At 66.7% G+C, this 26,457-nt stretch carries 26 protein-coding genes and 5 pseudogenes; 17 read left to right on the plus strand and 14 right to left on the minus strand.

Annotation, left to right across the window (positions count from 1 at the left end; translation table 11 throughout):
* The first annotated feature begins 122 nt into the window (after positions 1-122).
* Entirely contained in the window at positions 123-713 is a 591-nt protein-coding gene (locus AB0D12_RS38955; protein WP_362694176.1) for a transposase, read from the plus strand.
* Positions 714-908: 195 nt separating this feature from the next.
* Here AB0D12_RS38955 and AB0D12_RS38960 read toward each other — a convergent pair.
* The 5 genes and pseudogenes from AB0D12_RS38960 to AB0D12_RS38980 all read right to left on the minus strand — a co-directional run.
* Positions 909-1,066, minus strand: a pseudogene (locus AB0D12_RS38960) (transposase); the annotation flags it as partial.
* Positions 1,067-1,444: 378 nt separating this feature from the next.
* Positions 1,445-2,494 (minus strand): macro domain-containing protein, encoded by a 1,050-nt coding sequence (locus AB0D12_RS38965; RefSeq protein WP_362694179.1) that lies wholly within the window; start codon positions 2,492-2,494, stop codon positions 1,445-1,447.
* Between the two features lie 13 nt (positions 2,495-2,507).
* On the minus strand, positions 2,508-3,368 hold the full coding sequence (locus AB0D12_RS38970; protein ID WP_362694182.1) for a serine protease: 861 nt from the start codon (positions 3,366-3,368) through the stop codon (positions 2,508-2,510).
* Positions 3,361-3,651 carry a CU044_2847 family protein gene (locus AB0D12_RS38975; RefSeq protein ID WP_362694185.1) on the minus strand — a complete coding sequence of 97 codons (291 nt, stop codon included), beginning with the start codon at positions 3,649-3,651 and terminating at the stop codon, positions 3,361-3,363. Before AB0D12_RS38975 ends, AB0D12_RS38970 begins: the two co-directional genes overlap by 8 nt.
* Before the next feature lie 420 nt (positions 3,652-4,071).
* On the minus strand, positions 4,072-4,242 hold the full coding sequence (locus AB0D12_RS38980; protein WP_362694187.1) for a UTRA domain-containing protein: 171 nt from the start codon (positions 4,240-4,242) through the stop codon (positions 4,072-4,074).
* A gap of 270 nt (positions 4,243-4,512) precedes the next feature.
* Between AB0D12_RS38980 and AB0D12_RS38985 the strand changes: the two genes are divergently transcribed.
* The 6 genes from AB0D12_RS38985 to AB0D12_RS39010 all read left to right on the plus strand — a co-directional run bounded on the left by AB0D12_RS38985 (position 4,513) and on the right by AB0D12_RS39010 (position 10,356).
* Entirely contained in the window at positions 4,513-5,625 is a 1,113-nt protein-coding gene (locus AB0D12_RS38985; RefSeq protein WP_362694190.1) for a DUF1152 domain-containing protein, read from the plus strand.
* Positions 5,626-6,565: 940 nt separating this feature from the next.
* Entirely contained in the window at positions 6,566-7,936 is a 1,371-nt protein-coding gene (locus AB0D12_RS38990; protein ID WP_362694238.1) for an MFS transporter, read from the plus strand.
* 152 nt (positions 7,937-8,088) lie between these two features.
* On the plus strand, positions 8,089-8,883 hold the full coding sequence (locus tag AB0D12_RS38995; RefSeq protein WP_362694193.1) for a hypothetical protein: 795 nt from the start codon (positions 8,089-8,091) through the stop codon (positions 8,881-8,883).
* A 55-nt stretch (positions 8,884-8,938) separates the two neighbouring features.
* Complete coding sequence (locus AB0D12_RS39000; RefSeq protein ID WP_362694196.1) at positions 8,939-9,073, plus strand: hypothetical protein; 135 nt, start codon at positions 8,939-8,941, stop codon at positions 9,071-9,073.
* 513 nt (positions 9,074-9,586) lie between these two features.
* Positions 9,587-9,952, plus strand: coding sequence for a hypothetical protein (locus AB0D12_RS39005; RefSeq protein ID WP_362694198.1), 366 nt, complete (start codon positions 9,587-9,589; stop codon positions 9,950-9,952).
* A gap of 251 nt (positions 9,953-10,203) precedes the next feature.
* Entirely contained in the window at positions 10,204-10,356 is a 153-nt protein-coding gene (locus AB0D12_RS39010) for a hypothetical protein (protein WP_362694201.1), read from the plus strand.
* Between the two features lie 139 nt (positions 10,357-10,495).
* Here the strand turns inward: AB0D12_RS39010 and AB0D12_RS39015 are convergent, their stop codons facing one another.
* Positions 10,496-11,806, minus strand: coding sequence for a carotenoid oxygenase family protein (locus AB0D12_RS39015; RefSeq protein ID WP_362694204.1), 1,311 nt, complete (start codon positions 11,804-11,806; stop codon positions 10,496-10,498).
* Entirely contained in the window at positions 11,803-12,357 is a 555-nt protein-coding gene (locus AB0D12_RS39020) for a hypothetical protein (RefSeq protein ID WP_362694207.1), read from the minus strand. The genes AB0D12_RS39015 and AB0D12_RS39020 overlap by 4 nt, the downstream gene beginning before the upstream one ends.
* Positions 12,358-12,447: 90 nt before the next feature.
* Here AB0D12_RS39020 and AB0D12_RS39025 point away from each other — a divergent pair, with 90 nt between their 5' ends.
* From AB0D12_RS39025 to AB0D12_RS39035, 3 genes are all read left to right on the plus strand, one after another.
* Positions 12,448-12,960 (plus strand): PadR family transcriptional regulator, encoded by a 513-nt coding sequence (locus AB0D12_RS39025; protein WP_362694210.1) that lies wholly within the window; start codon positions 12,448-12,450, stop codon positions 12,958-12,960.
* A gap of 403 nt (positions 12,961-13,363) precedes the next feature.
* Entirely contained in the window at positions 13,364-14,014 is a 651-nt protein-coding gene (locus AB0D12_RS39030; RefSeq protein ID WP_362694213.1) for a hypothetical protein, read from the plus strand.
* A gap of 616 nt (positions 14,015-14,630) precedes the next feature.
* Positions 14,631-15,020 (plus strand): TraR/DksA C4-type zinc finger protein, encoded by a 390-nt coding sequence (locus tag AB0D12_RS39035; RefSeq protein ID WP_362694216.1) that lies wholly within the window; start codon positions 14,631-14,633, stop codon positions 15,018-15,020.
* Between the two features lie 355 nt (positions 15,021-15,375).
* Here AB0D12_RS39035 and AB0D12_RS39040 read toward each other — a convergent pair whose 3' ends face one another.
* Positions 15,376-15,591 carry a hypothetical protein gene (locus AB0D12_RS39040; protein ID WP_362694217.1) on the minus strand — a complete coding sequence of 72 codons (216 nt, stop codon included), beginning with the start codon at positions 15,589-15,591 and terminating at the stop codon, positions 15,376-15,378.
* 389 nt (positions 15,592-15,980) lie between these two features.
* On the opposite strand from AB0D12_RS39040, the pseudogene AB0D12_RS39045 reads away from it, so the two are divergent.
* Positions 15,981-16,058, plus strand: a pseudogene (locus tag AB0D12_RS39045) (nucleotidyltransferase); the annotation flags it as partial.
* Positions 16,059-16,236: 178 nt separating this feature from the next.
* Here AB0D12_RS39045 and AB0D12_RS39050 read toward each other — a convergent pair.
* A complete protein-coding gene (locus AB0D12_RS39050) occupies positions 16,237-17,100 on the minus strand; it encodes an AraC family transcriptional regulator (RefSeq protein ID WP_362694219.1) in 864 nt (287 codons plus the stop codon).
* Between the two features lie 171 nt (positions 17,101-17,271).
* Between AB0D12_RS39050 and AB0D12_RS39055 the strand changes: the two genes are divergently transcribed.
* Complete coding sequence (locus tag AB0D12_RS39055) at positions 17,272-18,042, plus strand: nuclear transport factor 2 family protein (RefSeq protein WP_362694222.1); 771 nt, start codon at positions 17,272-17,274, stop codon at positions 18,040-18,042.
* A gap of 29 nt (positions 18,043-18,071) precedes the next feature.
* On the plus strand, positions 18,072-18,500 hold the full coding sequence (locus tag AB0D12_RS39060; RefSeq protein ID WP_362694225.1) for a PPOX class F420-dependent oxidoreductase: 429 nt from the start codon (positions 18,072-18,074) through the stop codon (positions 18,498-18,500).
* A gap of 69 nt (positions 18,501-18,569) precedes the next feature.
* Here AB0D12_RS39060 and AB0D12_RS39065 read toward each other — a convergent pair whose 3' ends face one another.
* Together AB0D12_RS39065 and AB0D12_RS39070 are read right to left on the minus strand one after the other, a co-directional pair.
* Entirely contained in the window at positions 18,570-18,734 is a 165-nt protein-coding gene (locus AB0D12_RS39065) for a hypothetical protein (RefSeq protein WP_362694244.1), read from the minus strand.
* Between the two features lie 385 nt (positions 18,735-19,119).
* A pseudogene (locus tag AB0D12_RS39070) lies at positions 19,120-19,773 on the minus strand (IS701 family transposase); the annotation flags it as partial.
* Between the two features lie 197 nt (positions 19,774-19,970).
* On the opposite strand from AB0D12_RS39070, the gene AB0D12_RS39075 reads away from it, so the two are divergent.
* A complete protein-coding gene (locus AB0D12_RS39075) occupies positions 19,971-20,429 on the plus strand; it encodes an SRPBCC domain-containing protein (RefSeq protein ID WP_362694228.1) in 459 nt (152 codons plus the stop codon).
* An 84-nt stretch (positions 20,430-20,513) separates the two neighbouring features.
* Here AB0D12_RS39075 and AB0D12_RS39080 read toward each other — a convergent pair whose 3' ends face one another.
* Positions 20,514-21,647 carry a hypothetical protein gene (locus AB0D12_RS39080; protein ID WP_362694230.1) on the minus strand — a complete coding sequence of 378 codons (1,134 nt, stop codon included), beginning with the start codon at positions 21,645-21,647 and terminating at the stop codon, positions 20,514-20,516.
* Positions 21,648-22,504: 857 nt separating this feature from the next.
* Positions 22,505-23,104, minus strand: coding sequence for a DinB family protein (locus tag AB0D12_RS39085; RefSeq protein ID WP_362694233.1), 600 nt, complete (start codon positions 23,102-23,104; stop codon positions 22,505-22,507).
* Between the two features lie 409 nt (positions 23,105-23,513).
* Between AB0D12_RS39085 and AB0D12_RS39090 the strand changes: the two genes are divergently transcribed.
* The gene (locus AB0D12_RS39090) at positions 23,514-23,699 is read left to right on the plus strand and encodes a hypothetical protein (RefSeq protein ID WP_362694235.1); all 186 of its coding nucleotides are present in this window, start codon (positions 23,514-23,516) and stop codon (positions 23,697-23,699) included.
* A 605-nt stretch (positions 23,700-24,304) separates the two neighbouring features.
* On the opposite strand, the pseudogene AB0D12_RS39095 reads toward AB0D12_RS39090, so the two are convergent.
* Positions 24,305-24,979, minus strand: a pseudogene (locus AB0D12_RS39095) (2-phosphosulfolactate phosphatase); the annotation flags it as partial.
* A 78-nt stretch (positions 24,980-25,057) separates the two neighbouring features.
* On the opposite strand from AB0D12_RS39095, the pseudogene AB0D12_RS39100 reads away from it, so the two are divergent.
* A pseudogene (locus tag AB0D12_RS39100) lies at positions 25,058-25,938 on the plus strand (Tn3 family transposase); the annotation flags it as partial.
* Entirely contained in the window at positions 25,921-26,427 is a 507-nt protein-coding gene (locus AB0D12_RS39105) for a GNAT family protein (protein WP_362694241.1), read from the plus strand. The pseudogene AB0D12_RS39100 and the gene AB0D12_RS39105, both read left to right, overlap by 18 nt.
* The last annotated feature ends 30 nt before the right edge of the window (positions 26,428-26,457 follow it).

Consider the following 26,457-nt stretch of genomic DNA (forward strand, 5'->3'; position numbering starts at 1 on the left):
AACTCCGGCGGGTAGTTCTTCATGACCACGAGATGTCCGTTCTCAGATCCTCAAGATCCAGTGTCTCGTGTGTCCAAGATCAGGGGTCAAGGCCCGTGCGCGACCGGCGCTACCCGACGGACATGTCGGACGGGGAATGGGCGGCCATCCGGCCGCTGACCAGTGCCGGGCTGGCTGCGTGGCCGGGGCCGGCAGCGTACTGCCACCGGGCGATGCTGGACGCGATCCGCTACCTGGTCGACGACGGCATCAAGTGGCGGGCCATGCCGGCCGACTTCCCGCCTCGGGACCGGGTCTACGCGTTCTTCCGCCGCTGGCGCGACCTTGGCCTGCACAAGGAATTCCACGACGGGCTGCGCGGCCGGGTCCGCCAGAAGGCGGGACGGGACCCGGAGCCGAGCGCGGGCGTGATCGACTCCCAGTCGGTCAAAGCGGACGCCGTCGTCGGATCGGACAGCCGCGGGTTCGGCGGCGGCAAGCTGGTCAACGGGCGCAAGCGGCACGCCGTGGTCGACACGCTCGGCCTGCCGCTCGCCGTGATGGTCATTGCCGCGGACACCGGCGACCGCACCGCCGCCCAGGTCCTGCTGCGACAAGTCGCCGACGCGCACCACCTGTTGGAGCTGACCGGTTCCATGCCGAAGGCCTTGGAGCGGGACTGCCCCGCCTACATCCAGCACCTGATCACCACCGGGAATCTCCGCACCCAATGACCGCCCACCGGGGACGAGTTGAACCTGGTTCGCCACCGGGGCAGGAGGCGATCGCGCGTCAGAAGGCCGCGCTGGCCGCGCACCGGGAGTCGCAGTCGGCGTTCGCCGCGACGCTGGTGGCAGCCAGGCAGGCTTTGCCGTGCCTGATGAGACGATCAAGGTGAAACCGGGCAGCTGATTGTGTCAGGAGCTCTAGTCGTAGCCGCGGTCGGCGAAGGGGGAGTCGGGCTTTCGGCGCGGGTGGCCGACGCGGCCCGGATGGGTGGGATCGCTTCCAGGAGTGGCATGAGCTGGGTGACGTCGTTGCGGTTTCCGCCGGTGAGGATCACTGCAAGGGGTATGCCGTGTCCGTCGGTTCATGCGAGTCCCAGCCCACTTGCGGCCGAACGAAGTCCGCCGGAACAGAGCGCCTTCCCACCGACGAAGAGCAGGCCGTTGACCTCCCATTGGGCTAACCATTTGAGGTCTCGCTCCACGTCCTTCTGCATGAGACGCGGCAACACATGACCCGCTTCCCGCCTCGGACTTCGTCCCACCCACCGCCCACCGACCAGTGGTCAGCTCCTGGGCGGCCCGACGCACCCACCCACCGAGCGCCCGGCTCACGGCCGGCCGCCTGTTCCGGCAAGACTGCCCGACCGACGAAGGACCCGCTCCGCTCCTGCCGCCTGCAGCCGGGCCCGAGCAGGTCGGGACGGGGTTATGGGCATCTGCGATCCATTTCTCGTCGGTTACCCCCCCGTCAGGCTTTCGACCTTTCTCCGCGTTTCTCTCGTCAGTTCTTCCACTCGACTGATCTCCGCATTTACTTCCATGATCTGATTCTCGAGAATGACCGGGATTCCGACTCCAGCATATCGAGCCCTCTCGATTTCCAATTTATTCAACGAGCCGTAGTGGACATTAAGGAGCGTACTCAGCCCTTCAAGTCTCGTTTGCAGCGCTTTTCTCTCAACGTGCAGATCTGTCCATTTCCCGACACCGTCTGCGTCATCGATCAATTCGACGACATGTCTTCCAGTGCTTGCGACGCCACTCTCTTGGTGCTGCCGATCAATTTCCTCGACAGACCGAGGACTCCTCGCGAGGGTCGCGAGTTCATTCCTGATTTCCGACAGCAGGTCCGACAGGTGGGATTTGAGGTCCGAGGGGGGTGTGTCGGCGACCACATCCTGCAGGCGCCCCATGGACGCGGCGAGCCTCTGCCCTTGCGCGGCCACCGATGCCAGCGAGGCGGCACGTTCGTAGAAAACAGTGAGATCGCTCTCTCCGACTCCTTCTCTCGCCATAAGGAGCAGGTTGACCTCCTGCAGCGACATGTTCCGGGCGAGCCGGTCACAGATCGTCGGGACCAGGGCAGCGGCAGCATCGTAGAGAGGGAAACCTGCGACACCAGTCCCCAGAGCCGGGAAAGAAATGCTTCGGATGCGGAGAGTTTCCGCCAAGTCCAGGGCGCGGTTCACCAGGGCCCTGATGCATCGATAGTCCGGATACATTCTGCGGTCCAGGTCAATCGTCACCGCATGGAAGATGTATTTTGCAGGGAGTTTCCCTGCGGTCGTCACGGCCACATCGCCGATGCTCAGCGGAATTATCTTCCTGGAATGTTTAAGAACCTCTGAGCCGCCCGCTCTCAGGAGAGATTGAGAAACTCCCCCGCCCATGGTCAAGTAATTGTCGTCGGAACTAACGAGAACCTCGGCATTTGAGTCCTGCAGAGGGCCGTAACTGACGCTGAAGGTGGAGCTTCCAATGCGGTAGACGGGTGAATTCCGCGACAACGGCTTGCACCTCTCATTCTTCCAGTCCGAGCCGACGACGCAGCTCGGACAGCCGGCTGCGCTCGCCCTCCAGCTGGGTCAGGAGATGCACGGGGGCGCTTCCCGCGTACCGCGCTTCCTGCTCTTCGAGGATCTGGATACTGCGCTCATGAATGCGGAGTAGCTTGTTTAAATGTTCACGCTCCGTTGCTCCGATGCCGGATGGCCCCACGGTCGGAGGACGGGAATTGATTGGCAGCGGCCACGATGTCCAGTAACGTCCAATGACCTCTACAGGGATCGCGTAACCGGTCCGCGGATCGCCGCTGTCTCCCCGGGGCCGGTCTCGTGTGACGACCATCCCGATCACTGCCGCGAGTTCGACGTCCCACACCGGCGATCCCGAAAAGCCCCGTTCCAGCGCGAAGCCAAGGGAGGAGTCCGATTGCAGCTGCAGCCGCTCGGCACCCGCGGCACCGATCACTACTCCTCGTGAGGGCACTCCGGTTTCCTCATGCCCTCGCGGGTAGCCATACGCACGGAACCGGTGGTCCCATACCCCCACTTCCGTCGAGCAGAGAGGGGCAGGCATGGTGCCCCGTGGCGGTGGCAGCTGCAGTTCGAGAACCGCCACGTCACCTGTGCCGTTATTCGGATCCGGGTGCCATCCGCCTTCAACCACCCTCGCTGGAATCAACTGGTTCGGCTCTGCGTGCTGGAACTCGACATGCACGGTGTCCACCACGGGCGTTCGCCGAGCCTCGGCCATGACGACATGCGCGCAGGTGACGATATATCGCTCACCCACGAAGATCCCTGCGCCTACTGGTACCTCACTCGTGCTGCGGCGGACCCGCAGCAGCCAGGGGGGCCGCTCGATCGTCGATTCAAGCACCAGCCCGTCCCTCGCTCGACCGTTGCCACCCGAGCCTGACGGTGAAGTGTCCCTCTGCGGCTGTCTTCGCCACGACAACGCCAGCCTCGGCGTTCAACTTGAGCCCGAATTCGATCTCGAACTCGTCCGGCACCATCTCCCGCACCGTCTGGACCACCGCACGAATGGTGGGACGTGCGGCTTGTAACGCTTCGTCCAACCGACGTCCCGCTTCGATCACTCCGTTGCGATCGCGAGATACGCGTTCAACCCCGAATGATTCTTCGTCAACTTCGATCAACACAGGGCCTTGCGTAGTCTCAAAGCGAACTAAATCGCTCATCGTCACCGTCCGATGTTCTGTATGAGCACACGGGCTAGCGTTTCCGGGTGATCAGCCGCTCCAGATGCTGAAACGCTGGCAGTGGAAGAGTCCCCTCAATGGCTCGCCGACTTTACCCGGTTGGTCACTGACCCGCGCCCGAAGCTCCAGCTCGGTACGGCCGGGGTTCTGACTTGAGTGCCAGACCCGACAGCGCAACTGCCATGAAGGCGGTGTCAGTGCCTGCCGATACGGTCCGGCCAAGGCTGCCAGACCTTCTGAGGCCGGCGTGACGGAGCGGCCGAAGAAGCCCGCGCACCCCGAGCGGGAGCCAACACGCTTCCAACCTCGCCCCGGCATCCACCGCACCCGCAAACGATTCACGAAGAGAGACGCGACGTTCTAGCCGATCGGGTATCCCTTCTCGAACGCCCAACGGCCGGGCGGGTACGTCGCCTCGTCGACCTCCACCAGGCGATCCTGCATGTCGTAGACGACGTGATGAACAATCAGCACTGCCGAACCAGGCTCCAGCTCCAGATCGGCTGCCTCCCCCAGTGGCTGGCCGGGCACACATCCGGTCCTCGGCATGACTGCCCTGCCGGACAGTTTGATTCTCGACGTACATCAGCGTCCGCTCCCGGCTCCGGTCCGAATCCGGGAGGTTCGGCGCACGCTCACCCGCATCCGGACCGAACCAACAGGTAAACAGAGTGATCGGGCCCGGACTCATTCTTGGTAACCCGGTGCCGGTGCATCCCGCGGACGTCGGCCGTCAGATGCAGCGCCTCGGCAACGTAGCTGGGAGCCTCCAGCCATCCGGCCGAGGTGATCAGTACGCTGATGAGGGTGACGCGCTTGATCGTGGCAGCAGGTGGAGGGGGCGACGCAGTCGCCGCCGCAATGCTCGACGCCGCCCTCTACAGCGGAAAGAGCCCGGCGGTGATCCTCACCTATGCGTGGGACCGCCTCTTGATCGACCCCGTGCCCGGTCCACGAGGGCCGGCCAACTTCACCGGCCTGCGCCCTCTCACCAGAAGCGTCCAAGCCGTGCCCGCCGACGCGACACCCGTCGCGCCCGCCGGATCGACACTCCCCCGGCTTGCCGCCGAGCTGCCGCACACCTTCGCCCTGATCGACCCGCATCACGGCGCCGAGGGCATCACCCGCCAGCTCGAAGAGCTCATCCAGTACCTGGAACCTGAGTCGATCGACCTCCTGGACGTCGGGGGCGACATCCTCGCGCGGGGCGACGAACCAACCCTCCGCAGCCCACTCGCCCACGCCCTCACGCTCGCGGCTTGCTGCCAAGTCAACGCTCCCGTACGGCTCCTGGTCGCTGGCCCCGGCCTGGACGGCGAGCTTTCCGCCGACGACCTACGCAACCGCATGGGCCCACCGGTCATGACTCTCACGGTCGAGCACGTCGAGCCAGTCAGCTCGGTCCTGGAATGGCACCCCTCCGAAGCAACGGCAATGCTCGCGGCCACCGCCGGAGGAGTGCGAGGCCTCTGCGAAGTTCGGGACGCCGGTCCACCGGTCCCCCTCACCGACGAGGGCCCCACCGTCCATGAAGCCGACCTGGACAACGCCCTCAATCGCAACGCACTCGCCCGCGCCATCCTCGCCACGGAAACTCTCGACGAGGCCGAGCAGCACAGCCGTGAAGTCTGCGGCTACTCCGAGATCGACTACGAACGCAACAAGGCTAGTTGGCTCGGCATCCAGCCAGAGCAGAAGCTCGACCCCAAGACCACGCTTCACCAACTCGAACGATTCGAGGCCGAAGCCCGCAGTCGGGGCGTCACCCACACGACGTTCCGCCGCATCACCGAGGCCCTTGGCCTCGGCGGCAAGCAGCGCCAGGACCTCAGAGCATTGCTGCTCAGCAGCCGTCCGGAGCAGTACGCGGCCCCGCTCTGGCACATCCCTTCCGATGTGTCGAGCTTCGGCTGACGATTCGGCGTCGGGTGATGCTTGACGTCTGTCCTGGACGAACTTCCGGCGGGTGTACTCACCGGGCTCGCTAACAACTACCTCCTTGCCTGTGGTACGGGGAACGGCCGGGCTCCGTACCCACGTTCAAGCCACCGAACCAACCCTCCGCCCAGCCCCAACTTCACGGTTGGGCTTGGGACGCCTCCCCGGTCCGGGCCCGGGTCGAGCTGGACATCTACCCCGAACCTGTCGTCCTCACCGGCTTTAGCCTCATCACACTGGTGTGAGCGCAACCATTTTCCCACCGGTGCCGGGCAGCGGTTCCTCATCGATCGCCGCGAACTCCCGCCATACATCACCAGAAGACTGCCACCGTCAGCGAGAGCGGCACGGTTGAGTCTTGGGCAGATCAGTCCTACTCAGTTCAAGATCTGCAGTCCTCTCCGTGATCAACCAGTCAAACTTCCTCCTGCTTGGCTTGCCCCGCAGGCCCACCGAGCTCGCCGAACGCCTCGGGGAGAACACCGGCACCATCAGCTGGCACCGGCGCCACCTCGCCGAGCACGGCTTCATCGAGGAAGAAACCGGACGGGGCACAAAGCGCGAGCGCTGGTGGAGGAGGGTCGGCATCACGAACGAGCTGAACACCGCCGATTTCCGCGACGATCCCGACACCCGGGGCGCGCTGTCGGTCTATCTGCACGAACTGGTGCGGCATTACTTCAGCCGGGTCATGAACTACCTCAGCGAGGACTGGGACGACAGGTGGCGGAGCGCCGGCACCATCTCGGACTGGCGTGACCTTCGGATGACACCGGATCAGCTGGAGGCGCTCAACGCGGAGCTGATGGCCGTCATCGCCCGCCATACCCCTGCCCCGGACGCCGAGCCCGCCCCGGACGCGCTCCCTGTCGTTGTGCAGCTCCAGTCCTTTCCCCCGCAAGGAGCGTGGCACCGCATGAGCGAGGGCATACGCGGTGGCCTCCTGCGTCGCCACCGCGATTTCCGCCTGCTGTGGTGCGGCGAGACCATCGGCAAGTTCGGCGCGTCCGTCACCGGGGTGGCGATGCCGCTGGTCGCCGTCTCCACCTTGCATGCCAGCACGTTCGAGGTCGGTCTACTGAGCGCCGCCGCCTGGGCCCCTTGGCTGATCATCGGTCTCCCGGTCGGTGTCTGGGTGGACCGGCTGCGGCGCAGACCGATCATGGTGGCCGCCGCCGCGGTCTCCCTTTTACTCTTCGCCGGCGTCCCGGTCGCCGCCTGGTTCGGCTGGTTCGGCTGGTTCGGCTGGTTCGGCTGGTTCGGCTGGTTCGGCTGGTTGAGTATCGGACTACTGCTGGCCGTCGCACTGCTGACGGGCACGGCAGCGGTGTTCTTCCAGACCGCCTACAGCGCCTACCTCCCCAGCATTCTGGAACCCGATGACCAGCCCGAGGGCAACGCCAAACTGCAGGGCAGCGCGTCCGCCGCCCAGATCGCCGGGCTCGGCTCCGGCGGCCTGATCGCACAGTTGGCGGGTGCCGTGAACGGGATGTTCGCCAACGCCGCGACATTCCTCGTCTCCCTCCTCTGCCTGGCAGGCATCCGGCATCGCGAGCCATGCGTCACAAGGACCGATCACCGCCCCAAGTCATTGGTCAGTGAAGTCCGCGAAGGGCTGCGGCTGATCGCCGACGACCCCTGGTTCCGCACACTGACGCTCTTCGGGGCCGCCTCCAACCTGGCTCTGATGGGATACCAGTCGATCCAGGTGGTCTTCCTGGTCCGGAGCGTCGGCCTGACCCCCGGGCCGGTCGGCGCACTCATCGCGGCTACCAGCACCGGAGGCGTTGCCGGGGCCTTCGTCGCACGCCGGGTCGCCGGCCGGATCGGCACGGCCCGCGCAACGCTGCTGTTCGAACTGGGACTTCCCGTGCTCGCTCTGCTCATCCCGCTGACCGTCGGCGGAGCCGGGATCCTGCTCTTTGTGACAGGCGGCTTCTGCGTCTCCGCAGGCGTCGTGGCCGGCAATGTCATCAAGGCAAGCTTCCAGCAACGCTACTGCCCGCCGGATCTCCTCGGTCGCCTCACCGCAAGCACAGCATTCCTCAGCTACGGGACGATCCCTCTCGGAGCACTGCTCGGCGGCGCGCTCGGAACCGCGCTCGGAACCGCGCTCGGCATCCGCACCGCAATGGCGATCACGACAGCGGGGGTCCCGCTCGCCGCACTGATCCTGTTCTTCTCCCCGATCCGGCGGTCCCGAGACCTGCCGACGTCCCGTCAGCCAACGAGCAATTCCAAGCTTCCGGTGGATCCCGATGGCGAGCCGGTCCTACCTCGTCATTGACCACGACCGCGCCTGGCGACCGTCCCTCGGAGCCGGGCGCCAGGACCTCCCGTCGGACCTCACGGGAAGTCTGCCAAGCGAAGTCCGACTCGCCCCGAGCCCATTGCGACGCGCCTGCGGACGGGCGGTATGTGTGACGTAGCGTCATGGTCATGACCACGCCGTCACAGCAGCCACACCCGAGTCCGGGCCCGTACGGGCAGCCCGCACAGCAGCAGTATCCGCATCACGTCCCGTCTCAGCACCCGTACGGTCAGGCCGGGCCCTATCCGCAGTTGTCGGGCACCTGGGTGCCGCAGCAGCCCAAGAAGGGGGCGCGTCTGGTAACCGGCGTCGTCGCCGGCGCCCTGGTCCTGCTCGGCGGCCTCGGCTACGTCCTGTTCCTCGTGCTGAACGCGGCCGGGGTCGCGGACGGCAACTGGCCGAAGGCCACACATCAACTGACCGTGCCGAATACGCTGCTGGACGGCGAGTACACGCTGGCCAAGGACTCGTCGAAGACGGAGGGGAAGCAGAGCCTCAAGGATCTGCACGACCACCGTATTCGGAGTCATGCGGCAACCATTGCCACCTACACCGGCGGGGTGTCCGGTTCCGATGCGCTCGTCATCACCGGTCTGCACGGACAGATCCGGGGGGCGAAATACGTCCGCCGGGAGATGGTGCAGGGCCTCGAGGAACCGTCCGAGGGCAACGAGCTGTTCGCCCCACCCAGGGACATCACCCCGGCAGGGGCCGGCGTGACACTGAGCTGCGCCGTGATGAGCTCCCACGGCCACAAACCAGTCACCAACACTGCCTGCGCGTGGGCCGACGGCAGCACCGCAGCCACTGTGTTGTTCGCCAGCGCCGAGCTGGACAAGCAGCGCCCAGAGAACATCGACCTCAGCAAGTACGCAGAGCTCACCCTCAAGGTCCGCGCTCAGACACGTCAGCCGATCAGCTGATCCGACAGGAGGCCGCCCCGCGCAAGGTGCTCAGCCAGCAGGGAGGCGCAGGCGTTTGAAGGGCTATCAGGCCTCCATTACGGTCGCGCACTGGGCACAGACGAGCTGGGCGTACTTCGGTGTGTACCAAGATGAACCGGGATGCTCCGAGGGCTTCCAGGAGGCCGCCTCCATGGCGAACGTGTCCTGACCGCACAGTGTGCGTGGCCCTGGAGTGGTAGAAGACCCGGGAGCGGCGTTCGCCGCGTGCACGCGCAGGACGGGCCGCTCCGCTACCGGGGACCTTCCGGTGAATGATCGCGCTGCAGGCGGCTGATCGAGCTCGTACATCACGAAGATCTCGCTCATGTTCCGAGGGTAGGCCGATACGGCGGATCATGCAGTGGCGACGTGGACCCGTCGGCTGGACCAGCACCTTGGCCGATGTGCTCTCTCCCTGACCGTCGACCGGTGGATGCGCACGTGCGAGTGCATATACCCCTGCCACCGTGTGACTCAGCCGGTGCGCCGATAGGCGGACGCAGCGAAGGACCGCGTGAATGTCCACGAGAAGTGACGGCGTTTCGGTGTCTCCGAGGCGGACAGGTCGATCGCCGTCCGTGAAGGGATGCAGCATGCCTGCTCCCGTGTGAGGTCGGTTCGAGCATGAGTTCAGCTTGAGCCCAGCTGCTCGCGGTCCGGACCATGGTGCGATGATGCGTTCGTGGTCACAGACGCGGAGTGGGCTCAAATTCGGGGAAGCCTGCGTTTCGGGCAGGTCTTCGAGGGCACGATCGTGAAGGTTCCCCGTCCCGGTGCGATCGGTATCTTCGTGGACATCGGGCTGAGCGTCGGAGGTTTCGTCGACGTCCTTTTGCTGCCGGAACAGAGTGATGACTGGCCGGGGGAAGGCACGGTCGCCGACTTCGAGATCTGGTGGGCTGACAGCCGTCAGCAGATCCGGCTGAAGCCGTCCGATCCTCGCTATCTGCGGAAAGACTTCACCGACTTCGTCGAACGCTTCCGGCCCAATTGGTCATCCGACGTCGGCCGTCCCGTTCGTGCACCACGGGCCTCCGTCCCCCGATGAGTTGCTGGCAATTCGCCCTGATGGAGTAACGGCCAACTCTCTGTGAGCCGCAGGTGAGTTGGCCGACGGACTTGGCGATAAACAGTCAGCTGGCCAGGACTGCAGCTCACCCAATCCCGGTCGGATGAGTGAGTGGACAGCGGGACGTTGGTGGTGGTGGCGTATTCGGGAACGTTGACCGAGCCGGCCCGATGGTCCTGCACTGGTTCCCCTACGAAATCACCAGATGCACCAGGCTCACGAGAAGCACGGTGAGCACGCGCGCCCTGTTCGGCAACTACAAGCTGCGGCCGCCCTTCCCCCGGCTTCAGCCGACCCGCAGCTCGGTCGCCGGCCTGGACGCGACAGACCTCGACGCGCGCCGCTGGGGGACGACGGCCATCTCCCCCGGGCCTTCCAGCTGAACTTGCCCTGGTCGAGCGGATCCTGACGACGACTCATGAAGTCCACCTGCGACTCAAGTCCACCTCCGGCCCGGTGCTCGTCCTTGCCTGTCGGATATCCGGGCCCAGCTGAGCAGCCTGGTCCGTCCGGGCTGGTTGATCAATCCGCAAGCCAGTTACCGTGGAAGCCGTACGGCACGCGGGTCGGCAGATGAATGATTGCGACCGGGTCGGCGGCGAGGTCGCCCGTGTCCAGGATGACCAGGTCGCTGCGGTCGGTGTCGGCGTCGTAGACGTACGTCATGAGCCAGCCGGGGCCGCCCGCCGCGTCGCCGGCCGGGGCGAAGGCGGCCTCGCCGGGCGTGCGGCGGGGCCCGAAGTCGTGCTCCGTCGCCGCGCCGCTGCCCAGCTCGTACCGCACCAATGCATTGCCACAGGTCACGTGCCCGTAGGTGGCATCGAGCCCGGTCAGCCGGTCATCGACCCGAGGGAACTCGCCGGGACGGTCGTCGCACTGCTCCTCGCGGACCGTCCCGGTGGCCGGGTCGATCGTCCACTTCCAGAGCACGGCCTCCTGCCTGCGGTCGATGACGTCGCCGGTCCGCCGCCACAGCTCCGGGTAGCGCATGACGTGCAGCACGATGGTGCCGTCCGGCGCGTCGTAGGCGTTGAGCGGGTGGAACACGTAGCACGGGTCGATGCCGAACCAGCGCACCTCGCCGTACGGGTCGTTGCGGCGCAGCACCCCCAGCCGGGCGCCGTAGCCGTCGTCCCAGCGGTAAGGCAGGGTCCCGGCCATGGCCAGGTTCGGGTCGAAGACGACGGGCAGGTCCATGAAGACGACGTGCTCCGCGGTGAGGTTGAAGTCGTGCATCATCGTCGGCCCGGGCACCTCGACAGACCTGCTGATCACCAGTTCGCCCGAGGCATCCGCCCGGTGGTAGGTGAGGTAGGGGGCCTCCAGCGTCCCGTAGCCGAAGAAGTGCAGCTCCCCGGTGACCGGGCACGCCTTCGTGTGTGCGGTCATCGCGGTGCCCAGCTTCCCGCCGAAGTCGTACGCGCCGACCGTGTCCAGGGCGCAGGTGAGCTCGTAGGGCAGGGCCGTCTCGACCAGGGCGAGGGTCCGGCCCGCGTGCCGGATGACGTGGGTGTTGGCCGGGCCCGCGGTGAGGTCGCGGTGGCCTTGGTCGTCGTAGGTCCGGGCCCCGTCGGTGAGGCTGCGGGTACGCACCCAGCGGTTGCGGTACGAGGTGGCCCGGCCGCCCTCCAGCCGGACGCCGTGGATCATGCCGTCGCCGAAGAACCAGTGTCCGGAGGCGGCGTCGGCCGGGTTCGGCCCGTTGCGGAGGTACCAGCCGGCCAGCTCGGCCGGGATCCGCCCCGTCACCGGCAGGTCGTACGCGGTGAGTTCTTCGCCGACCGGGGCGTAGTTGCCCGCAAGGTGGGGCCGGGCCCGGTGCGCGGAGATCATCGGACACCGGCCTTGGCCTGGACGTGAGCGATGTAGCGGACGGTGAACATCATCGGGATCACGAACCCGGCGACCTGGATGAGCGTGGCGAGGGTCGAGTGGGCGTTCCCTTCGTGCGCCACGAAGGCGAGCACGACAGCGGTCAGGGCAAAGGCCGCGGTCCAGACGGCGGTGATGATGACGTTGGTCTGGATGAACGGCTTGAGCCCCCAGACCTCGCGCGGGGTGGTGCGCTTGGCGATGCCCGACGTGAACGGCTTGCCGATGGCCAGCGAGAGCCCGGCGATGACGGCCAGTGTGCCCGACGACAGCGCCGCCGAGTAGTCGTGAACGCCCGAGTCCGGGTTGGCGAAAGCGATGACGGCCAGCACGGCGAAGAAGACCGCGGAGCCGAGCTCGATGATCAGCGCGTCGAATCCGGCACCCGCCCGTACCTGCTGGACGATCACCGCCACCGCGACCACCAGGGCTGCCAGCGCCGCCCACTGCCAGTTCCCCGAGGGCAGCACGGCGAAGACGATCCACGGGAGGAAGGTGCGCAGGTAGGACATGAGGTCTCCACTTCAGTGTTTCCGTTCCGACATGTCAAAACTAGAAGGTCCAACATAGACATGTCAATAGTGGAATGTAGACTGTGGAACATGAGCCTTCGACACGCACTGCTCGGGCTCCTCTCCGAGCGCCCCGCCAGCGGCTATGACCTGCTGAAACTGTTCGAGACGTCGCTGGCCACCGCCTGGCCGGCAACCCAGAGCCAGATCTACACCGAGCTGACCAAGCTGGCGGACACAGGGCTGATCATGGTGACAGCCGAGGGGCCGCGAGGCCGCAAGGAGTATGCCCTCACCGACGAGGGACTGGCCGAGCTGCGGCACTGGCTGACCGAGACCAAGCCTCAGCGGAACACCCGCAGCGACATTCTCCTGCGGGTGTTCTTTCTCGGGGTGCTGACGCCCGAGCAGGCGCGCGGCTACCTCACCGAGCTCATTGAGCTGTCCGATCAGGGGTACCAGAGTCTGCGCCGACTGGAGAAGTCCGTCGACTGGGATGACGACAATCTTTCGGTCTACGGCCGGATCGCCCTGGAGTACGGCCTGCGGTTCAACGCCATGCGCCGTGAGTGGGCCGAGTGGGCAGCCAGCCAGATCACCTGACGGCTGGTGGACCGACGGGAGCGCTGCGGGAACCGGACTTCCCCGTGGAACCGCCCCTCGGCGACGGCGTCGAGCGCATCGGTCATGGACCACCAGCTGAGCTTGTAGTCCACTTCGGCGGGAGTGAGTTCCTGGAGACCGCGCGCGAGTTCACGAGTACGGCTCCCTGATCAGGCCCGGCCCCAGACCGAGCAGGCGGCCCGCCGGCCGCCTCCGGGCGAACTGATCATGACCACATGACGTTCTGTTCCTATCCGATCTAGGCTTCAACCATGGGTTTGAAGGCGTGGCCAACACCGCGGGAGTGATGGAGATGCTCGACCTGTCTTCCAAGTTGTCGGACCTCCCGGCGATACGGGGTCGGGCTCCTTGGCCCCATCATGAATACGTCAAGGGTTGGGGCGTGTTCGGGCTTCCCTTCGACTCCGGACACGTACTCGCGCTGCGCGTCTTTCCGGAGAACTCCTTCGGCCCTTACCGCACTCTGTGGCATCGCGACCCGAGCGGCAGCTGGTCGATCCACGTCGACGGTGCGCGGCTCGACACAGCATGCCCCAGGTACTACAGCGCGGCCTGCGACCGCACGGGATACGCCCACATCAGGCTCACCTGGACGGGCCCGGCCTCCCTGCGAGTCACGATGGATTCTCCCCCTCTGGACTGGACCCTCACCGCCTCCTCGACCCGACTCCTCGGCTTCCTCAACAGCATCAGCGCGGCGCTGCCGCTCGCCACCTGGCGCCCTCGACCTTTGGTCCGGGCCCGGGAGCGATTGGCCCGCGCGCTGGGGATGGGGCATCTGCAGATGTGCGGCGTAATGCCGAGCGGCCACACCGGAACGCTCATGCCACAGCAGATGTACTTCGTGAACGAGTCACAAGCCACGCTCGACGGCGTCGATCTCGGACTCCCTGTCCAGCTGCAGGACAATCCGCGGATCGGTGACGTGCCCTTGCCGGCCCGCGGCGTCCTCGCAATCGGCCAGGCAGCCTGGAAGATCCTGGACCAGGCCGAATTCGAACGCACCCGGTCCGAGACCGCCCGGCAGACCTAGCAGCGAGGTCGAGCAAGGAACGCCCCGCAGTCTTCGCCGAGTCGCCGGCGGCTTCGGCATCAGCCTGGTCTTCGGCCACGCGGGCCAGGCGGTCTTCGAGGTCGCCACCCCTTGTGTTCGGGAGTCTCAGGTCCCGCGCCCAAAACCAAGCCCAACGGGCCGGCTTACCCTCTCGGCAAGATCCCGGCCCCCAACGTCCGCTCCGACTGCTGATCCGCCCAAACAGCGGCGACCGGCTCCGCCGGGCCCTCCTCCTAGAGGAGTCGCCTCCAGCGCGGTCAGGTGACTGCGCACCGGGCGGCTCTCCCGCCAGGAGCGCGCGGGTGATGTCACGCCGACAGTTGCCGTCGAGGACGATCTCGGCAGCGGCGCTCGCCACGACGGCGCTCGTGGATGGATGCAGTGTCCACTGCTGGAGCGCCGGCGAGCCACGGTCAACGACAGGCGACCCGAGCGACGGCCTCAGGCCCGGAAGATCGGCGTACGCCCGGATACCTCTTCAGCGGTCGGCGGCCACTCGTGAGAACCCGCACGTCACAGGCCATGGACAGGGTTTTCGGCACCCAACGCGCGAGTTGCGCGGAATGCGAACCCGCGTGCTGATGTTGTGGTGTTGGTGAGCGATTCGTTCTCTGATGCCGTTTTCCACCCGCCCGGGCGTGAGTCCGTCCGCGAGCGGCTGGCGGCCGAACGTGCCGGCACGAACGCGCAGATCACGGCATTGAGCCGTGACTTCGACGGCATCGTCGAGGCGAATGCCCTGGTGGCGGTCGACGACGAGCACGACCCGGAGGGGTCGAGCACCGCCTTCGAGCGGGCCCATGTCGCCTCGTTGCTGGCACAGGCGCGCGGCCACCTGACCGATCTGGATCGAGCGCTGGAACGGCTGGAGCGAGGAGAATACGGGCGGTGCGAGGGGTGCGGTGAGCCGATCCCGGCGGAACGCCTGGAGGCGCGCCCGGCGGCGAGTACATGCGTGCGCTGTGCCGCGGCCCGCCCCCGCTGACCTCTGCTACCGAGCTGGGTCGAGGATCGCTCGAACGAACTCGGCCGGCGGCAGGTAGCGGTACGCGTGAACGGAGGGGGCGACGAGGGCGGGAGCAGCACGCCGGTTCGTTGCCTACAAGGTCGTACACCCGATCGGTACCGGCCCACGACGACGGGGCCGGCTGGGCGCGCCGGGGCGGGGCAGTGGCCTTCGCGGATGCTGGCCGCCAGGCTCGGGGGGAACATCTCAGTCTGAGCCGTGGAGATGGAGACGTACGTGGCGCCGCCGAACGCCTCCGCCGTGTTCTTGCGCGGGCGGGGCGCCCGGCGGTGGCGGGGCTGGGGTCAAGACCGGTCCCGGGTCATTAGCCGCCTCACTCGTCGAAGGGGCGGCGCGAGCTGTCGTCCTCGGGCTGAATCGGCGGATCAACGGGCACGCAGTGCGAGAACTCCGTGACGCGAGACCCGTCGTGCTCGTCATTGACGTGAAGCCATCCGATGTTGTTGGCGTCGTAGGCGGGGGCGGTCGACGCCACGACGCCCTCTGCGCGGGTGCCGTCCTTGGTCGTGAACTGACAACTTCGCCGCACGAGATACCTGCCCCCGGCCGGGGCCGGTTGGCGGACTTCAGGAAGGTAAGGCGCATGATCGGCATGGCGTGGTGTCCTTGTCCGTCGGAGCCCGGCGCCACGGATCGGTGACGCCGGGAAGGGAAACCCACGCCGACCTGAATTGCAAGCTGACTGCCTGGCCGGAGCCTCGCTGTTCGGCTCCGAGGACCTGGAGTTCGAGCCCGGCGACACCGATGAACTGGCCGCCGCGCTGACCGCGCCGGCCGACGAGACCCCATGGACGGACTCCTCGGGCCACGGCGACGTGAGCGAGCGCATTACCGCTTTCAGCAATGGCGGGCGGGACGGGGCCGAGGTCTGTCTGCCGACTGAGCGGCCCGGCCCTGAAGAGTGCGGCCGCCGGCGCAGGATTCACCCTGATCATGCCCCGATGGGGCGGCTGGACCAACGACCTCGACCAGTCTGCTGAACTCTTCGGCCGCTACTTGTTGCCGGCCGTGGCATGACGTACCTCCAGTCTCGGTTCGGTTGCCCAGGACGACGGCGGGCCGGCCCGGATGTGGCCGGACATGGTGACCGAGGCGCATCGAGGGGTGACTCACCCCACTCCCTGCGACGTTGCGAGGAGGATGCATGGGACTGGACGACGTCGCATGGTGCGGATCATTCCCCCGTCCCGCGCGCGGAATGGCGGAAGGCGATCGGGGTCTGACCGGTGCGCTGTTGGAAGAACTTGCTGAAGTTGGTCGCGCTGGAGAAGCCGAGCTGAGCGGCGATCCGGGCTGCGGACAAGTCGCTGTGCGCCAGCAGGCGACTGGCCTCCAGCACGACTCTTCGGTCGATGAACTCCTTCGCCCCGACGCCGGCGGCGGTGAGCGTGGCCCGCGACAGGGTGCGCGCGGAGTAGCCGAGGGCGCGTGCGTAGTCGGCCAGGCGGCGGGTGCGGGCGAAGTCCCTCTCGACCGCGTCACGGAATCGCAGATACGCCGAGCCCGGCGCGGGCGCGGGGACGTCGACGGGCCAGGTCAGGTGTGCGAGGCGCAGGACGAGGACGTCCAGCAAATGGCGGAGCACCATGACGTGGATGTCGACCGGCATCCGCATCGCCGCGTGGAACTCGCGCTCCAGGTGGTGCGCGGCGTCGTGCAGCGCATCAATGTCATCGCCGGCCGGCGTCCGTACGACCGGGGCATACGGGTCGTCCAGGCCGGCGGCGGCCGCGGTGGCGGGGTCGGGGAAGTCCCGTTCGAACAGGATCAGCGTGCCGGCGGCCCGGGTGACGTCGCCCCACTGATGCACCTGACCGGGCCGAATCCACAGCCAGGACCCGGGGTGCAGGGTGTACTCGGCGAAGTCCACGGTCTGCCACAGGGAGCCTTCGGTGAGGGTGAGCAGGACGTGGAAGTCATGCCGGTTCGGCTCCGCCAGCCGCCCGGGTCCGACACGAGCGCGCAGGTCCGCCAGCGAGAGGACTTCGACCCCGGCCGGAGTGCCGACGGGCGGAGCGAAAGCAAGCTCGGAGATCATTCGCAAGCTTCCTGTCGGTTTTTGAGCATCATGACGTGGGAGAAAGTCGACTCACCGCATGGCTGTCCATTTTTGACCCTAGTGCTTCGGATTTCTACCTCCTGTGCCTGATCAGCTCCGGTAATCCTTGAGGCGCAGGTGGTGGACACCAGGTCCGCCACCCCCCGGCACATGGGACAGCGCGAAATGAACAACAAGGATCTGGTCCTCAAGGCCGTCAGAGAGCTTTTCGGCGACAAGGACCCCTCAGCGGTCGACCGCTGGGTCTCGCCTTCGTACACGCAGCACAGCGCGCTCGTCGCCGACGGCCCCGAGGCTCTGCGCGAACTGGTCTCCTCGCTGTCCGCGGACTTCCGCTACGACGGCGCCCGGGTCATCGCCGACGGAGACCTGGTCGCCCTGCACGGGATCTACTACGGGTTCGGCCCCGTGCCACTGGTCGCCTTCGACATCTACCGAGTGGAGAACGGCCGGCTCGCCGAGCACTGGGACGCTCTGGTGCCCGTGGTCGAGAACACCGTCAGCGGCCGCTCCCAGACCGACGGCCCGGCCCAGGCCGGCGACATGGAGAGGACCGAGGCAAACCGCAAGCTGGTCACCGAGTACGCCGAGAAGGTGCTCAAGGGCGCCGACTACTCGGTGGTGGCCGACTACACGTCCACCGAGACCTACCTCCAGCACAACCCGGAGGCGGGTGACGGTCTCGAGGGGTTCGGCGTGGCTGCCGCCACGTGGGCTGCGCAGGGGAAGAATGTGGTCTACACGAAGATCCACAAGGTCATCGCGGAGGGTGACTTCGCCCTGGTGCAGGCCGAAGGAGAATTCGGCGTTCCAGTCGCCTACTACGACCTGTTCCGCCTCGCCGACGGGAAGATCGTCGAGCATTGGGACGCCATCCCCGCGATTCCCGCCGAACTGCCCCACGACAACGGACTGTTCTGACCGACCCGCCCACGAGGAACCCAGGACCTATGGCCACACCCATGACGGATGCCGAATGGCGCGCTTTCGTGAGCGCAGGCACCAGGACCGCGAAGATCGCCACCACCCGCGCCGACGGACGGCCACACGTGGCACCCGTATGGTTCCTGCTGGACGGTGAAGACCTCGTCTTCAACACCAGCAGGAATTCCGTCAAGGGCCGGACGCTGATCCGAGACGGGCGGCTCGCCCTCTGCGTGGACGACGATCAGCCGCCGTTCTCCTTCGTCGTCATCGACGGCCATGCGCAGGTGAGCGAGGACCAGCCGGAGGTGCTCGACTGGGCGAGCCGGATCGCTGCCCGCTACGTGGGCAAGGAACGCGCAGCCGAGTACGGCGTCCGCAACAGCGCCCCCGGAATCCTCCTGGTGCGGGTATCGATCGACAACGTCCGGGCGATCAGCGGCGTAGCCGACTGATCTGGTGCCACCACCAGTCATCTCCTCGGCAGACTGATCGACGAGTACACCAAGCAGGTTGACAAGCCATCACGTGTCATCGGGCCGCTGCCAGTGCCGGACGAAGGAAAGTACGACGAGGATGACGAACAGGACGAGGACGACGAGGAGGAAGGCGCGGAAGAAGGCGAGGGTTTCTTCCTCGACCGGCCGGTCTGGTCCCGGGACGGGACGGGGGTGTACGGGGATCTGCACGACGGGCGGGTCTGCTCGATCGACGTCGTGTCGCGCCGGGTCTCCTGGCTTGCCGAGGCCGACCGGATTGCCGGTGGCCGTCGGGGCCCGGCCGAACGGGGCCGGGCTGCGATACGGGACAGCCGCCCGCCTGCTGGTTCTTCAGGTGGGGCGGGGTGGCGCAGCAGCGCGGGGGCGGGGCCCGCAGGGCAGTTGAGTGCAAGCCCCCCACAGCGGGTGGGCATGAACTGCGTTCGGCGGCGGGGCAGGTCCAGCTCATCGAAAATCCGGGAGGAGCTGCAATGGGGCCTTGACCCCGGTGCCTGCGGAGCGTTGCTGCCAGGCCCGGTTGGGCAGCTTCTTGGCCAGGGTGTCGGCCCGGAGTTTCCCTGCGCGGGTGGGGATCTGGTGGTCGCAGGCGACGGTCGAGGACGTAGCCGGTCTGCCGGGCTTCCAGCGCGGCGCGCAGGTGCGGGTTGGCGCCGTAGACCTCGTCACCGGTGACCCAGGCGGCGCGGATGCCAGCGTCCAGGGTGCGAGTGATCAGCGTAGTGGCCAGAGCCGGCTTGGTGGCGAAGCCGATCTCGTCGGGGATCCCGGCTGCCTGGCAGCGGTCCGGTTCATCGGTCCACGAGCGGGGGATGTACAACTCCCGGTCGATCGCGGCGTGTCCGGCTGGAGTTGAGTAGACGAGGTAGACGGCGACCTGGGAGTTTTCGATGCGGCCCGCGGTACCGGTGTACTGCCGCTGCACGCCCACGGTGTGGGTGCCTTTCTTCAGGTCGCCGGTCTCGTCGACGACCAGTACCGCATCCTGATCACCGAGATGCTCCACGACGTATCCGCGCAAGTCGTCGCGGACCGCGTCCGCGTCCCACTCGGCCCGGGCCAGCAGGTGCTGCAGGCCGTCCGGGCTGGCATGTCCGGCATGCTCAGCGATCGTCCAGCAATTCTTCTTTGGCAGGTCGGACAGCAGTCCCAGGACGAGGGATCGTGCGTGGCGTCGCGGTTCGACCCGCACGAATCGGCCCGCGATCCGACCCATCAGGGCTTCGAACATGCCCCGCCAGCGAGCGGGGTCTACGCTATGGCCTGCGGCCACCGCTTGATCTTCGATTGTCCACACAACACACGATGATCACCGGTGGCCGTACCTGCCCTCGCACTGCCCCTGACCAGCGACATCGCGGACTACGGCTAGCGCATTAGGATGGGTGTAGTGGTCGATCTCGACGCCTTTGGGTGGAAGGGTTCGTGATGACGCACGAGGGCGGACTGAGGCTGCAAATGCAGCGTATTCTCACCGCGCCATGCTCAGTCGTATTCCGAGCCTTGACCCAACCAGAGGAACTGGCCAAGTGGTGGGGTCCTGACGGGTTCACCACCCCGAGCGTGGGAAGCGACCTTCGGCCAGGAGGCGGTTATCGGATCGCGATGCAGCCTCCGGAAGGCGATCTGTTCTACCTGGTAGGGGAATTCCTTGAGGTCGACCCTCCGGAACGCCTGACCTACACCTTCCGATGGGAGGATCCCGATCCCGAGGATCGGGAGACGGTCGTGACGCTGTCGCTTCGCGATATCGACGATACGTCGGCGGAGCTGGTCTTCACCCAGGGTGACTTCGCAACTGAGCGACGACAAGCTCTCCACGAGGAAGGCTGGACTCAGGCTCTCAACAAGCTGGAAGAGCTGATGTCGTCGGCTGCGTCGCCTTGAGATCACTCCCCCGGGGAGGGACCTACCGGTGGTCGTACTGTCTTCACGCCGCCCTGACCAGAGATCACGATCTACGGCTGAGTACTAGAGGCCCCGGATTCCGGTGCGGCGGCGTTGGCGGCGCCGCAGCAGTGCGGGCAGCCACGGCGCCGCGCCGACGACGACCAGAATCGACAGCAGCGGCGTCGGCCACCATGGCGAGACGGTTGACGGCGGGGGCGAAGCTGCGCGCGCCACCGAGGGACGTGCCGCCTTGGACCACGCCAAGAACGCATCGCCGATGGGAAGCAGGCCGAAGGCATAGCGTTTGGTCCACGGAGTGTCGACCGGCAGGCCGACGAACTCAGAGAATTGAGCCAGCGCCGCAGCGAGCGGGGCGTCGTGGTGGATCTGGGCCGCGCCGATGGTGACCACGCTCGCCGACAGGCTTACGCCGAGCGGGAGGGGGCCGGAGTCGACGTCGGCTGGGCCGTCCATGCCGTCGGGGTACTCCCGCACGGCCGGTCCGAGGCCGAGCGGCCAGGTCACGTACTGGTCGCGGAAGCGTCGGTACTGGTCGTCGGCGAAGACGGGATCCACGTCGGGAAGGAACCGCTGGATCAGGCTCTGCGAGCTGCCTCTGGCCACCTCCACCGGTTCACCGGTGGCGGCGTCGACACGGTGCGGGAGCAGTCCGGTGCGCGGGTCGAGACGCTGCCGTACTCCATGCACCCAGCGCTGGACTGTCTTACCGAACCGGGGCGGCAGCAACGTGTCGTGCAGCCGCAGGGACGCCATCGCAACGGTGGAGTCCACCGGCCACGCCTGCCCGGGGTAGGCGTGCAGGAAAGGCGACGCCGATCCCTCGAAAGCGGCACCGAGGGCGGCGGAATCGTCGGCGAATCGGCGCAGTTCGCTGGGCTGGCGTTGCCCAGCCGTCTGAAGGCTCAGTATCCCGCCGCGCAGCCAGTTGCTCCAGCCACGGTAGAAGACACCATGGCGTGGGACGAGGTCCGCGCTGAACGGAGCGCGGCCGGCCGGCGAGTCCAACTGACGCAGCGCCCAACGTGCTTCCCGCAGGGCGGCCGCCCGCTTGTCAGCCGGATCGCGCAGCCCGATTTCGACCCAGCTCAGGCCGTACAGCGCGTGAATGAAGAAGTACCCCTCCGGGAACTGCTGTTGTGCCTCGTCACCGGCCTTGCCGTTCAACTGCGCCCGGAGGAAGGACAGCTGTCGCACAACCCCCGGTGGCTCCCCCGTCGGTCCCGTGGCAGCAGGTCCGGCCAGCCGCACCGCGCTCACCAAGGCACAGACCGTGACGACGACCGCGACCACGCGGCGCAGCCACCGGCGCGCTGGTAAAGATGAAAGTGGGGCAGTGCGCCCGCCTGCCGCGGTGTCCGACCCGGCATGAGTCTCCGGATCCGATCCTGCTCCGATGGCCAAGTCCGTAGTCACCTCGTCTCGTGGGCAGCGGCTCGCCGAGGCGACTTGCCTTCCGGTGCGCCAGACCCCTGCGTGGGCATGCATGGCCAGGACATGTGTGCCACCGTACTGCAGCCGTGCCTAAGGTCTCGGGGCCGCGCCTTCGTGTGCTGTGGCCGTTCTGCTCAGGTCGGTGCAGGTCACCGCGGTGGTGGAGGCTGCGGCGGGTTCGGCAGAGGGTGATCGCGATGCAGTGGGGTGAGCGGGGCCAGTGCCCGGTGTGCGGCCGGTCGTGGACGGTGGGTGTGGAGCGGTCCCGGTCGGCGGTGTACTGCTCGGACCGGTGCCGAGTGCGAGCCTGCCGTCAGCGGCAGACGTCGCGGAACGGCGTTACGGAAACGCTGTAGGCGAACGCCTCACATTCACCATCAATACCCCTTGTGTTGCAGGGGAGTTGATAGGTGTCCCGTCTCTCGCAAGTTCTCCCTTTCTCACGTGACCTTGTTGGATTCGTGGCTGGTCTCAAGTGAGATTGCCGCTATCGCGCCGAGGTACATGAGCGTCGTGCCGCCTTGCTCACGCCAAAGCACAGGCTGAGCAGGAGGAAGCCATCTGAATGGCGCTGCATGGCCGACCCCGGAGCCGGTGGGGTCGGCGGCAGCAGGGCGAGATCAGCTATTACCGACTTCCCGCGCCACGCGCTCCAGTCGGCGCCGGTGGTTCTCCCACCACGCCTGATCTCCTGGCGGTATGTTGTCGTTGCCCTCCAGGTACCCGACGGATCCGTCGATGAGCTCTCGCACGATGTCGGCGTGGCCAGCGTGCCGCTGGGTATCGGAGATCACGCGCACCAGGATGTGGTGCAGTGTTACCTCTCGCCGTTCCTCCGGCCACCACGGGACGTGACCGATCGCGTCAAGCGTCAGCGTCGCGATCGTACTGTTGGAGTGCTCCCACGCCTGGTGATACAGCTCAATGATGTCTTCGCGCGACTCGTCTGCTGTGGCCCACATGTCCGAGTTGAGTTCTGCGTCCTCCGTATACCACCAGGGCGGCGGCTCCTCGTCGAAGAACGGCTGCCCGAACGTGTCGCCGAAGTACCCCAGCTCCACGCTGGCGATGTGTTTGACCAGCCCCAGCAGGTTCGTGCCCGTGGGGGTCAGCGGGCGGCGGATGTCGTATTCCGAGAGTCCATCGAGCTTCCATAACAGTGCGTCACGCCCGTCTTGCAGGTAACGGAGAAGGTCCGCTTTCGGATTCGGTTCGATCATGCCGGGCAGTCTTCCACCCAGCACTGACAGCCGGGCTCTATGGGGCAACGCGGGTCGCTGCTTGCAGTCCCAGGCACGGACACCACACGAAGGCAGCCAAGATGGCCTGTCTCAGCTCGTGTTGTCGTTGATCATCGCTTTTCTCAGGTGGTCTTCCGTCTCTCGGGCGGTTTGAGTCCGTATTGCTGGCGGCCGCTACCTACTGGTGGCTTTGCTGGGATTGGTTCTATGGGATCGATCCGGGGGCTGGGCAGTGGATGTCGGGAGGCTGGGGCAGGCCGCGTTCGAGGTGGGGTACGTCGATGAGGACTGCGTACGCGGTCGCGAGCCGTTGGCGGCCTGCTGGACGTTGAGGGTCGAGCGGCTGTCGCCGGTGCGTACGGTCAAGTCCTAACGAGGGCAGAAGTCCGTGACCCGGGACTATCGGGCAGTCACGACGGCCGCACAGCTGCCCTGCGCGTCGCATCTGGAACGGCATCACGCGATCAACGGCCGCAAGAGACACATCGTGGTCGACACGCTGGGCCTGCCCGTGATGATCACGGTGACGCCCGGCGACACCCGGGACGAGATTATGGCCAAGGACCTGCTCTGACGCCTACGGCTCACCCACCCGCAGATCACCCAGATCTGGGCGGACTCCGCCTACGCCCGCGACCTGCTGCCCGCCTGGACCGTGGACCGTCTGCGGACCTCCCTGCGGCCCGTCCTGCGACCGCGGGGCACCCAGGGCTTCGTCGTTCGCCCCGTCGCTGGAAAGTCGAACGGTCGATCGGCTGGATCACGAACGCCCGCCGCAACTGCCGGGACTACGAGCGGCTGCGCCAGCACAGCGAAGCCCATCTGAAATGGACATTCATCACCCTCATGACGCGGCGGCTCACCCGAAAGAGCCCCCGCCATGACTGGTCCAAGAAGGTCGCGGACAACAGCTGAGGTCACTGCACGAACCCGCCTCAGAAGCTGTGAATGAACTGTCTGCGAGTGCGGCGATGGATTCAGGAGTCACCCCGATCCACGGGCGGGTGATGTTGATGGTTTGGGAGGTGCTGAGTCTGTTGCCAGGGCAGCATCATCGACACCGGCATCGGCTCCTAGCAACTGGCGCGGGCGCGGGCGGCAGAGCCCGCCCTGATCGGGTGAGTTCTGCCGCCTGAAAGTCCAAATTCCAGCAGGCCAGCGGATACTGGACGGGAAGTCAGGCACGGCAACGGGACGGAGCACCGTTAGAGACTCTTCCTGGCGAGCCATCATCGCAAAGGAGAACCTGTCGATTTCCAAGCAGAGATCGACATCGTCTGGGTGGTATCCGCTCCGCAGCCCACCGGCAAGGTCGGCCGCGGCACGAGAAGTCCTCGCCCGGTGGAGATACGGGGCCGCCTCGACATTGCCTCCGGCCATACATTGGCCAATGTATTCAGCGCAGGCCAGGTCCTCGTCGGCCTGGCCTCCCTCGCCGGTGACAACGAACGTCACCGGACCGGAATCCTTGGTCTGCAGGAACCGCGCGGTCGGGCCGGCCACCACGAAGCTCGCGCACAAGACCAGCGGTGCGTTCGCGACGGCCAGCGCGCCCACGGTTCCTGCCGTCGTCTTCTGCACCAACGTGCGGCCAGCGAAATCGCATGACCTGAGCAAGCCAGGTGAGTTCACCGCGTCGAAGCCCGCTGCTGGAGCTCCGTCCTTCAAAGCCAGCCAACCCGAGCGGCTCTCCTTCAAGGCAAGTGCCTCACTCTCCGTGGAGGCCAGGACGATCCTCTCGACGCCACGCGAGAAGGCCCAGGCAGCCACGGTGAAGGCGCGCATGACGTCGATGACGACTGCAACACCGGGAACGCCGGTCAACTCTGGGATGCCAACGAAGTGATGGTCCATCGCACCATTCTGACGCCCCTGGGTCATCCGAAGGGCACGATTGATCCGGCTGCCGTCGGGGTGACGGTCAGCGAAGCGGTCGTCCCGGTCAAAAGCGTCAACACCGGCCCCTCGCCTAAGTACTACGGGTACAAGAGGGGCCTGACCTGGCTCAACGCCGTCAATGACCAGGAGGCCGGGATCGGAGCAATGGTCGTGCGCGGCACCCCGCGCGACAGCCTGTTCACCCTGGACACGCTGCTGAACCTCGACGGCGGAGTCCGGCCGGAGATGGTGGCGACCGACAACGCCTCGTACTCCGACATGGCCATCGGCCTGTACAGGATGCTCGGCTTCCGCTTCGCCCCGCGCTTCCGCGACCTCGCGGACCAGCGGTTCTGGCGCGCGGACGTGGCGGTGCCGAACGGCCAGGAGCCGGCCGGAGACTACGGGTCGCTGGAAGCCATCGCCCGCAACCGTGTGAACCTGAAGCGGATCACCACGCACTGGCCGGACATGCTGGCGTGGCCGGGTCGCTGATCACCAACCAGGTCCGCGCCTACGACCTGCTGCGAATGTTCGGCCGCGAGGGACACCCCACCCCGCTCGGTGCCGCGTTCGCCGAGTACGGGCGCATCGACAAGACCATGCATCTGCTCGCCCTGGTCGACCCGATGGATGACAGCTACCGCCGCCTGATGAACCGGCAGCTCACCGTCCAGGAATCCCGCCACCGCCTTGCTCGCGCCATCTGCCACAGCGGCCGGGACCAGATCCGGCAGGCACACGGCGACGGGGAGGAAGATCAGTTGGCCAGCCTGGGGCTCGTCCTCACTGCCGTGGTGCTCTGGAACACCCGTTATCTCGACGCTGCCGTCGCCCAGCTCCGCGCCGAGGGCCACGACCTCTAAAACGAGGACGTGGCCCGCCTGTCTCCGCTGAAGGACAGGCACATCAACTTCATGGGCCGCTACCAGTTCAATTTCGCGGCTAAGGGCCTGTCCGGACGATCTTTCCGGGCGCACGCAACCGGCACCTCGTCGGAACGTTGGTTCGGCTTCCAGTCGACGGCCGACCTGCGCCGCCGCTTCGCGGAGAACGGCCTGCTCGGTCCCGACGGCGGGCTGCTCTCGGTCGCCGAGGGTGACGTGACGGTCGGCCGGGTCAAGTGGTTCCCCGGCAGCTGGGGGCCCGCCGACCTGGCCAACTGGAGCCTGGCGATCGGCCTGGTGCCCTCCGCCCGCAGCCGGGGCATCGGCACCCGGGCCCAGCAGCTGCTGGCGGAGTACCTCTTCGACCACACCAGGGCCGACCGGATCCAGGCATGGACCGACTGCGCCAACCTCGCCGAGCAGCGCGCGTTGGAGAAGGCGGGCTTCGTCAAGGAGGGCGTGTTGCGCTCCGTGTCCGCGTACGACCTCAGATCCAGAGCTGCGTACGACCTCACATACAGAACTCGGCTGGGGTGATCATGCCACGTTGGCGCCTCCTTCGAGGGC

Source organism: Streptomyces sp. NPDC048479 (genome assembly GCF_040651435.1).
GTDB lineage: Bacteria > Actinomycetota > Actinomycetes > Streptomycetales > Streptomycetaceae > Streptomyces.

Coding starts and splice junctions, on each gene's coding strand:
- AB0D12_RS38955 (WP_362694176.1), top strand. CDS start 123: ATGTCGGACGGGGAATGGGCGGCCATCCGGCCGCTGACCAGTGCCGGG.
- AB0D12_RS38985 (WP_362694190.1), top strand. CDS start 4,513: ATGAGGGTGACGCGCTTGATCGTGGCAGCAGGTGGAGGGGGCGACGCA.
- AB0D12_RS38990 (WP_362694238.1), top strand. CDS start 6,566: ATGAGCGAGGGCATACGCGGTGGCCTCCTGCGTCGCCACCGCGATTTC.
- AB0D12_RS38995 (WP_362694193.1), top strand. CDS start 8,089: ATGACCACGCCGTCACAGCAGCCACACCCGAGTCCGGGCCCGTACGGG.
- AB0D12_RS39015 (WP_362694204.1), bottom strand. CDS start 11,806: ATGATCTCCGCGCACCGGGCCCGGCCCCACCTTGCGGGCAACTACGCC.
- AB0D12_RS39020 (WP_362694207.1), bottom strand. CDS start 12,357: ATGTCCTACCTGCGCACCTTCCTCCCGTGGATCGTCTTCGCCGTGCTG.
- AB0D12_RS39025 (WP_362694210.1), top strand. CDS start 12,448: ATGAGCCTTCGACACGCACTGCTCGGGCTCCTCTCCGAGCGCCCCGCC.
- AB0D12_RS39050 (WP_362694219.1), bottom strand. CDS start 17,100: ATGATCTCCGAGCTTGCTTTCGCTCCGCCCGTCGGCACTCCGGCCGGG.
- AB0D12_RS39055 (WP_362694222.1), top strand. CDS start 17,272: ATGGGACAGCGCGAAATGAACAACAAGGATCTGGTCCTCAAGGCCGTC.
- AB0D12_RS39060 (WP_362694225.1), top strand. CDS start 18,072: ATGGCCACACCCATGACGGATGCCGAATGGCGCGCTTTCGTGAGCGCA.
- AB0D12_RS39075 (WP_362694228.1), top strand. CDS start 19,971: ATGACGCACGAGGGCGGACTGAGGCTGCAAATGCAGCGTATTCTCACC.
- AB0D12_RS39085 (WP_362694233.1), bottom strand. CDS start 23,104: ATGATCGAACCGAATCCGAAAGCGGACCTTCTCCGTTACCTGCAAGAC.
- AB0D12_RS39105 (WP_362694241.1), top strand. CDS start 25,921: ATGGGCCGCTACCAGTTCAATTTCGCGGCTAAGGGCCTGTCCGGACGA.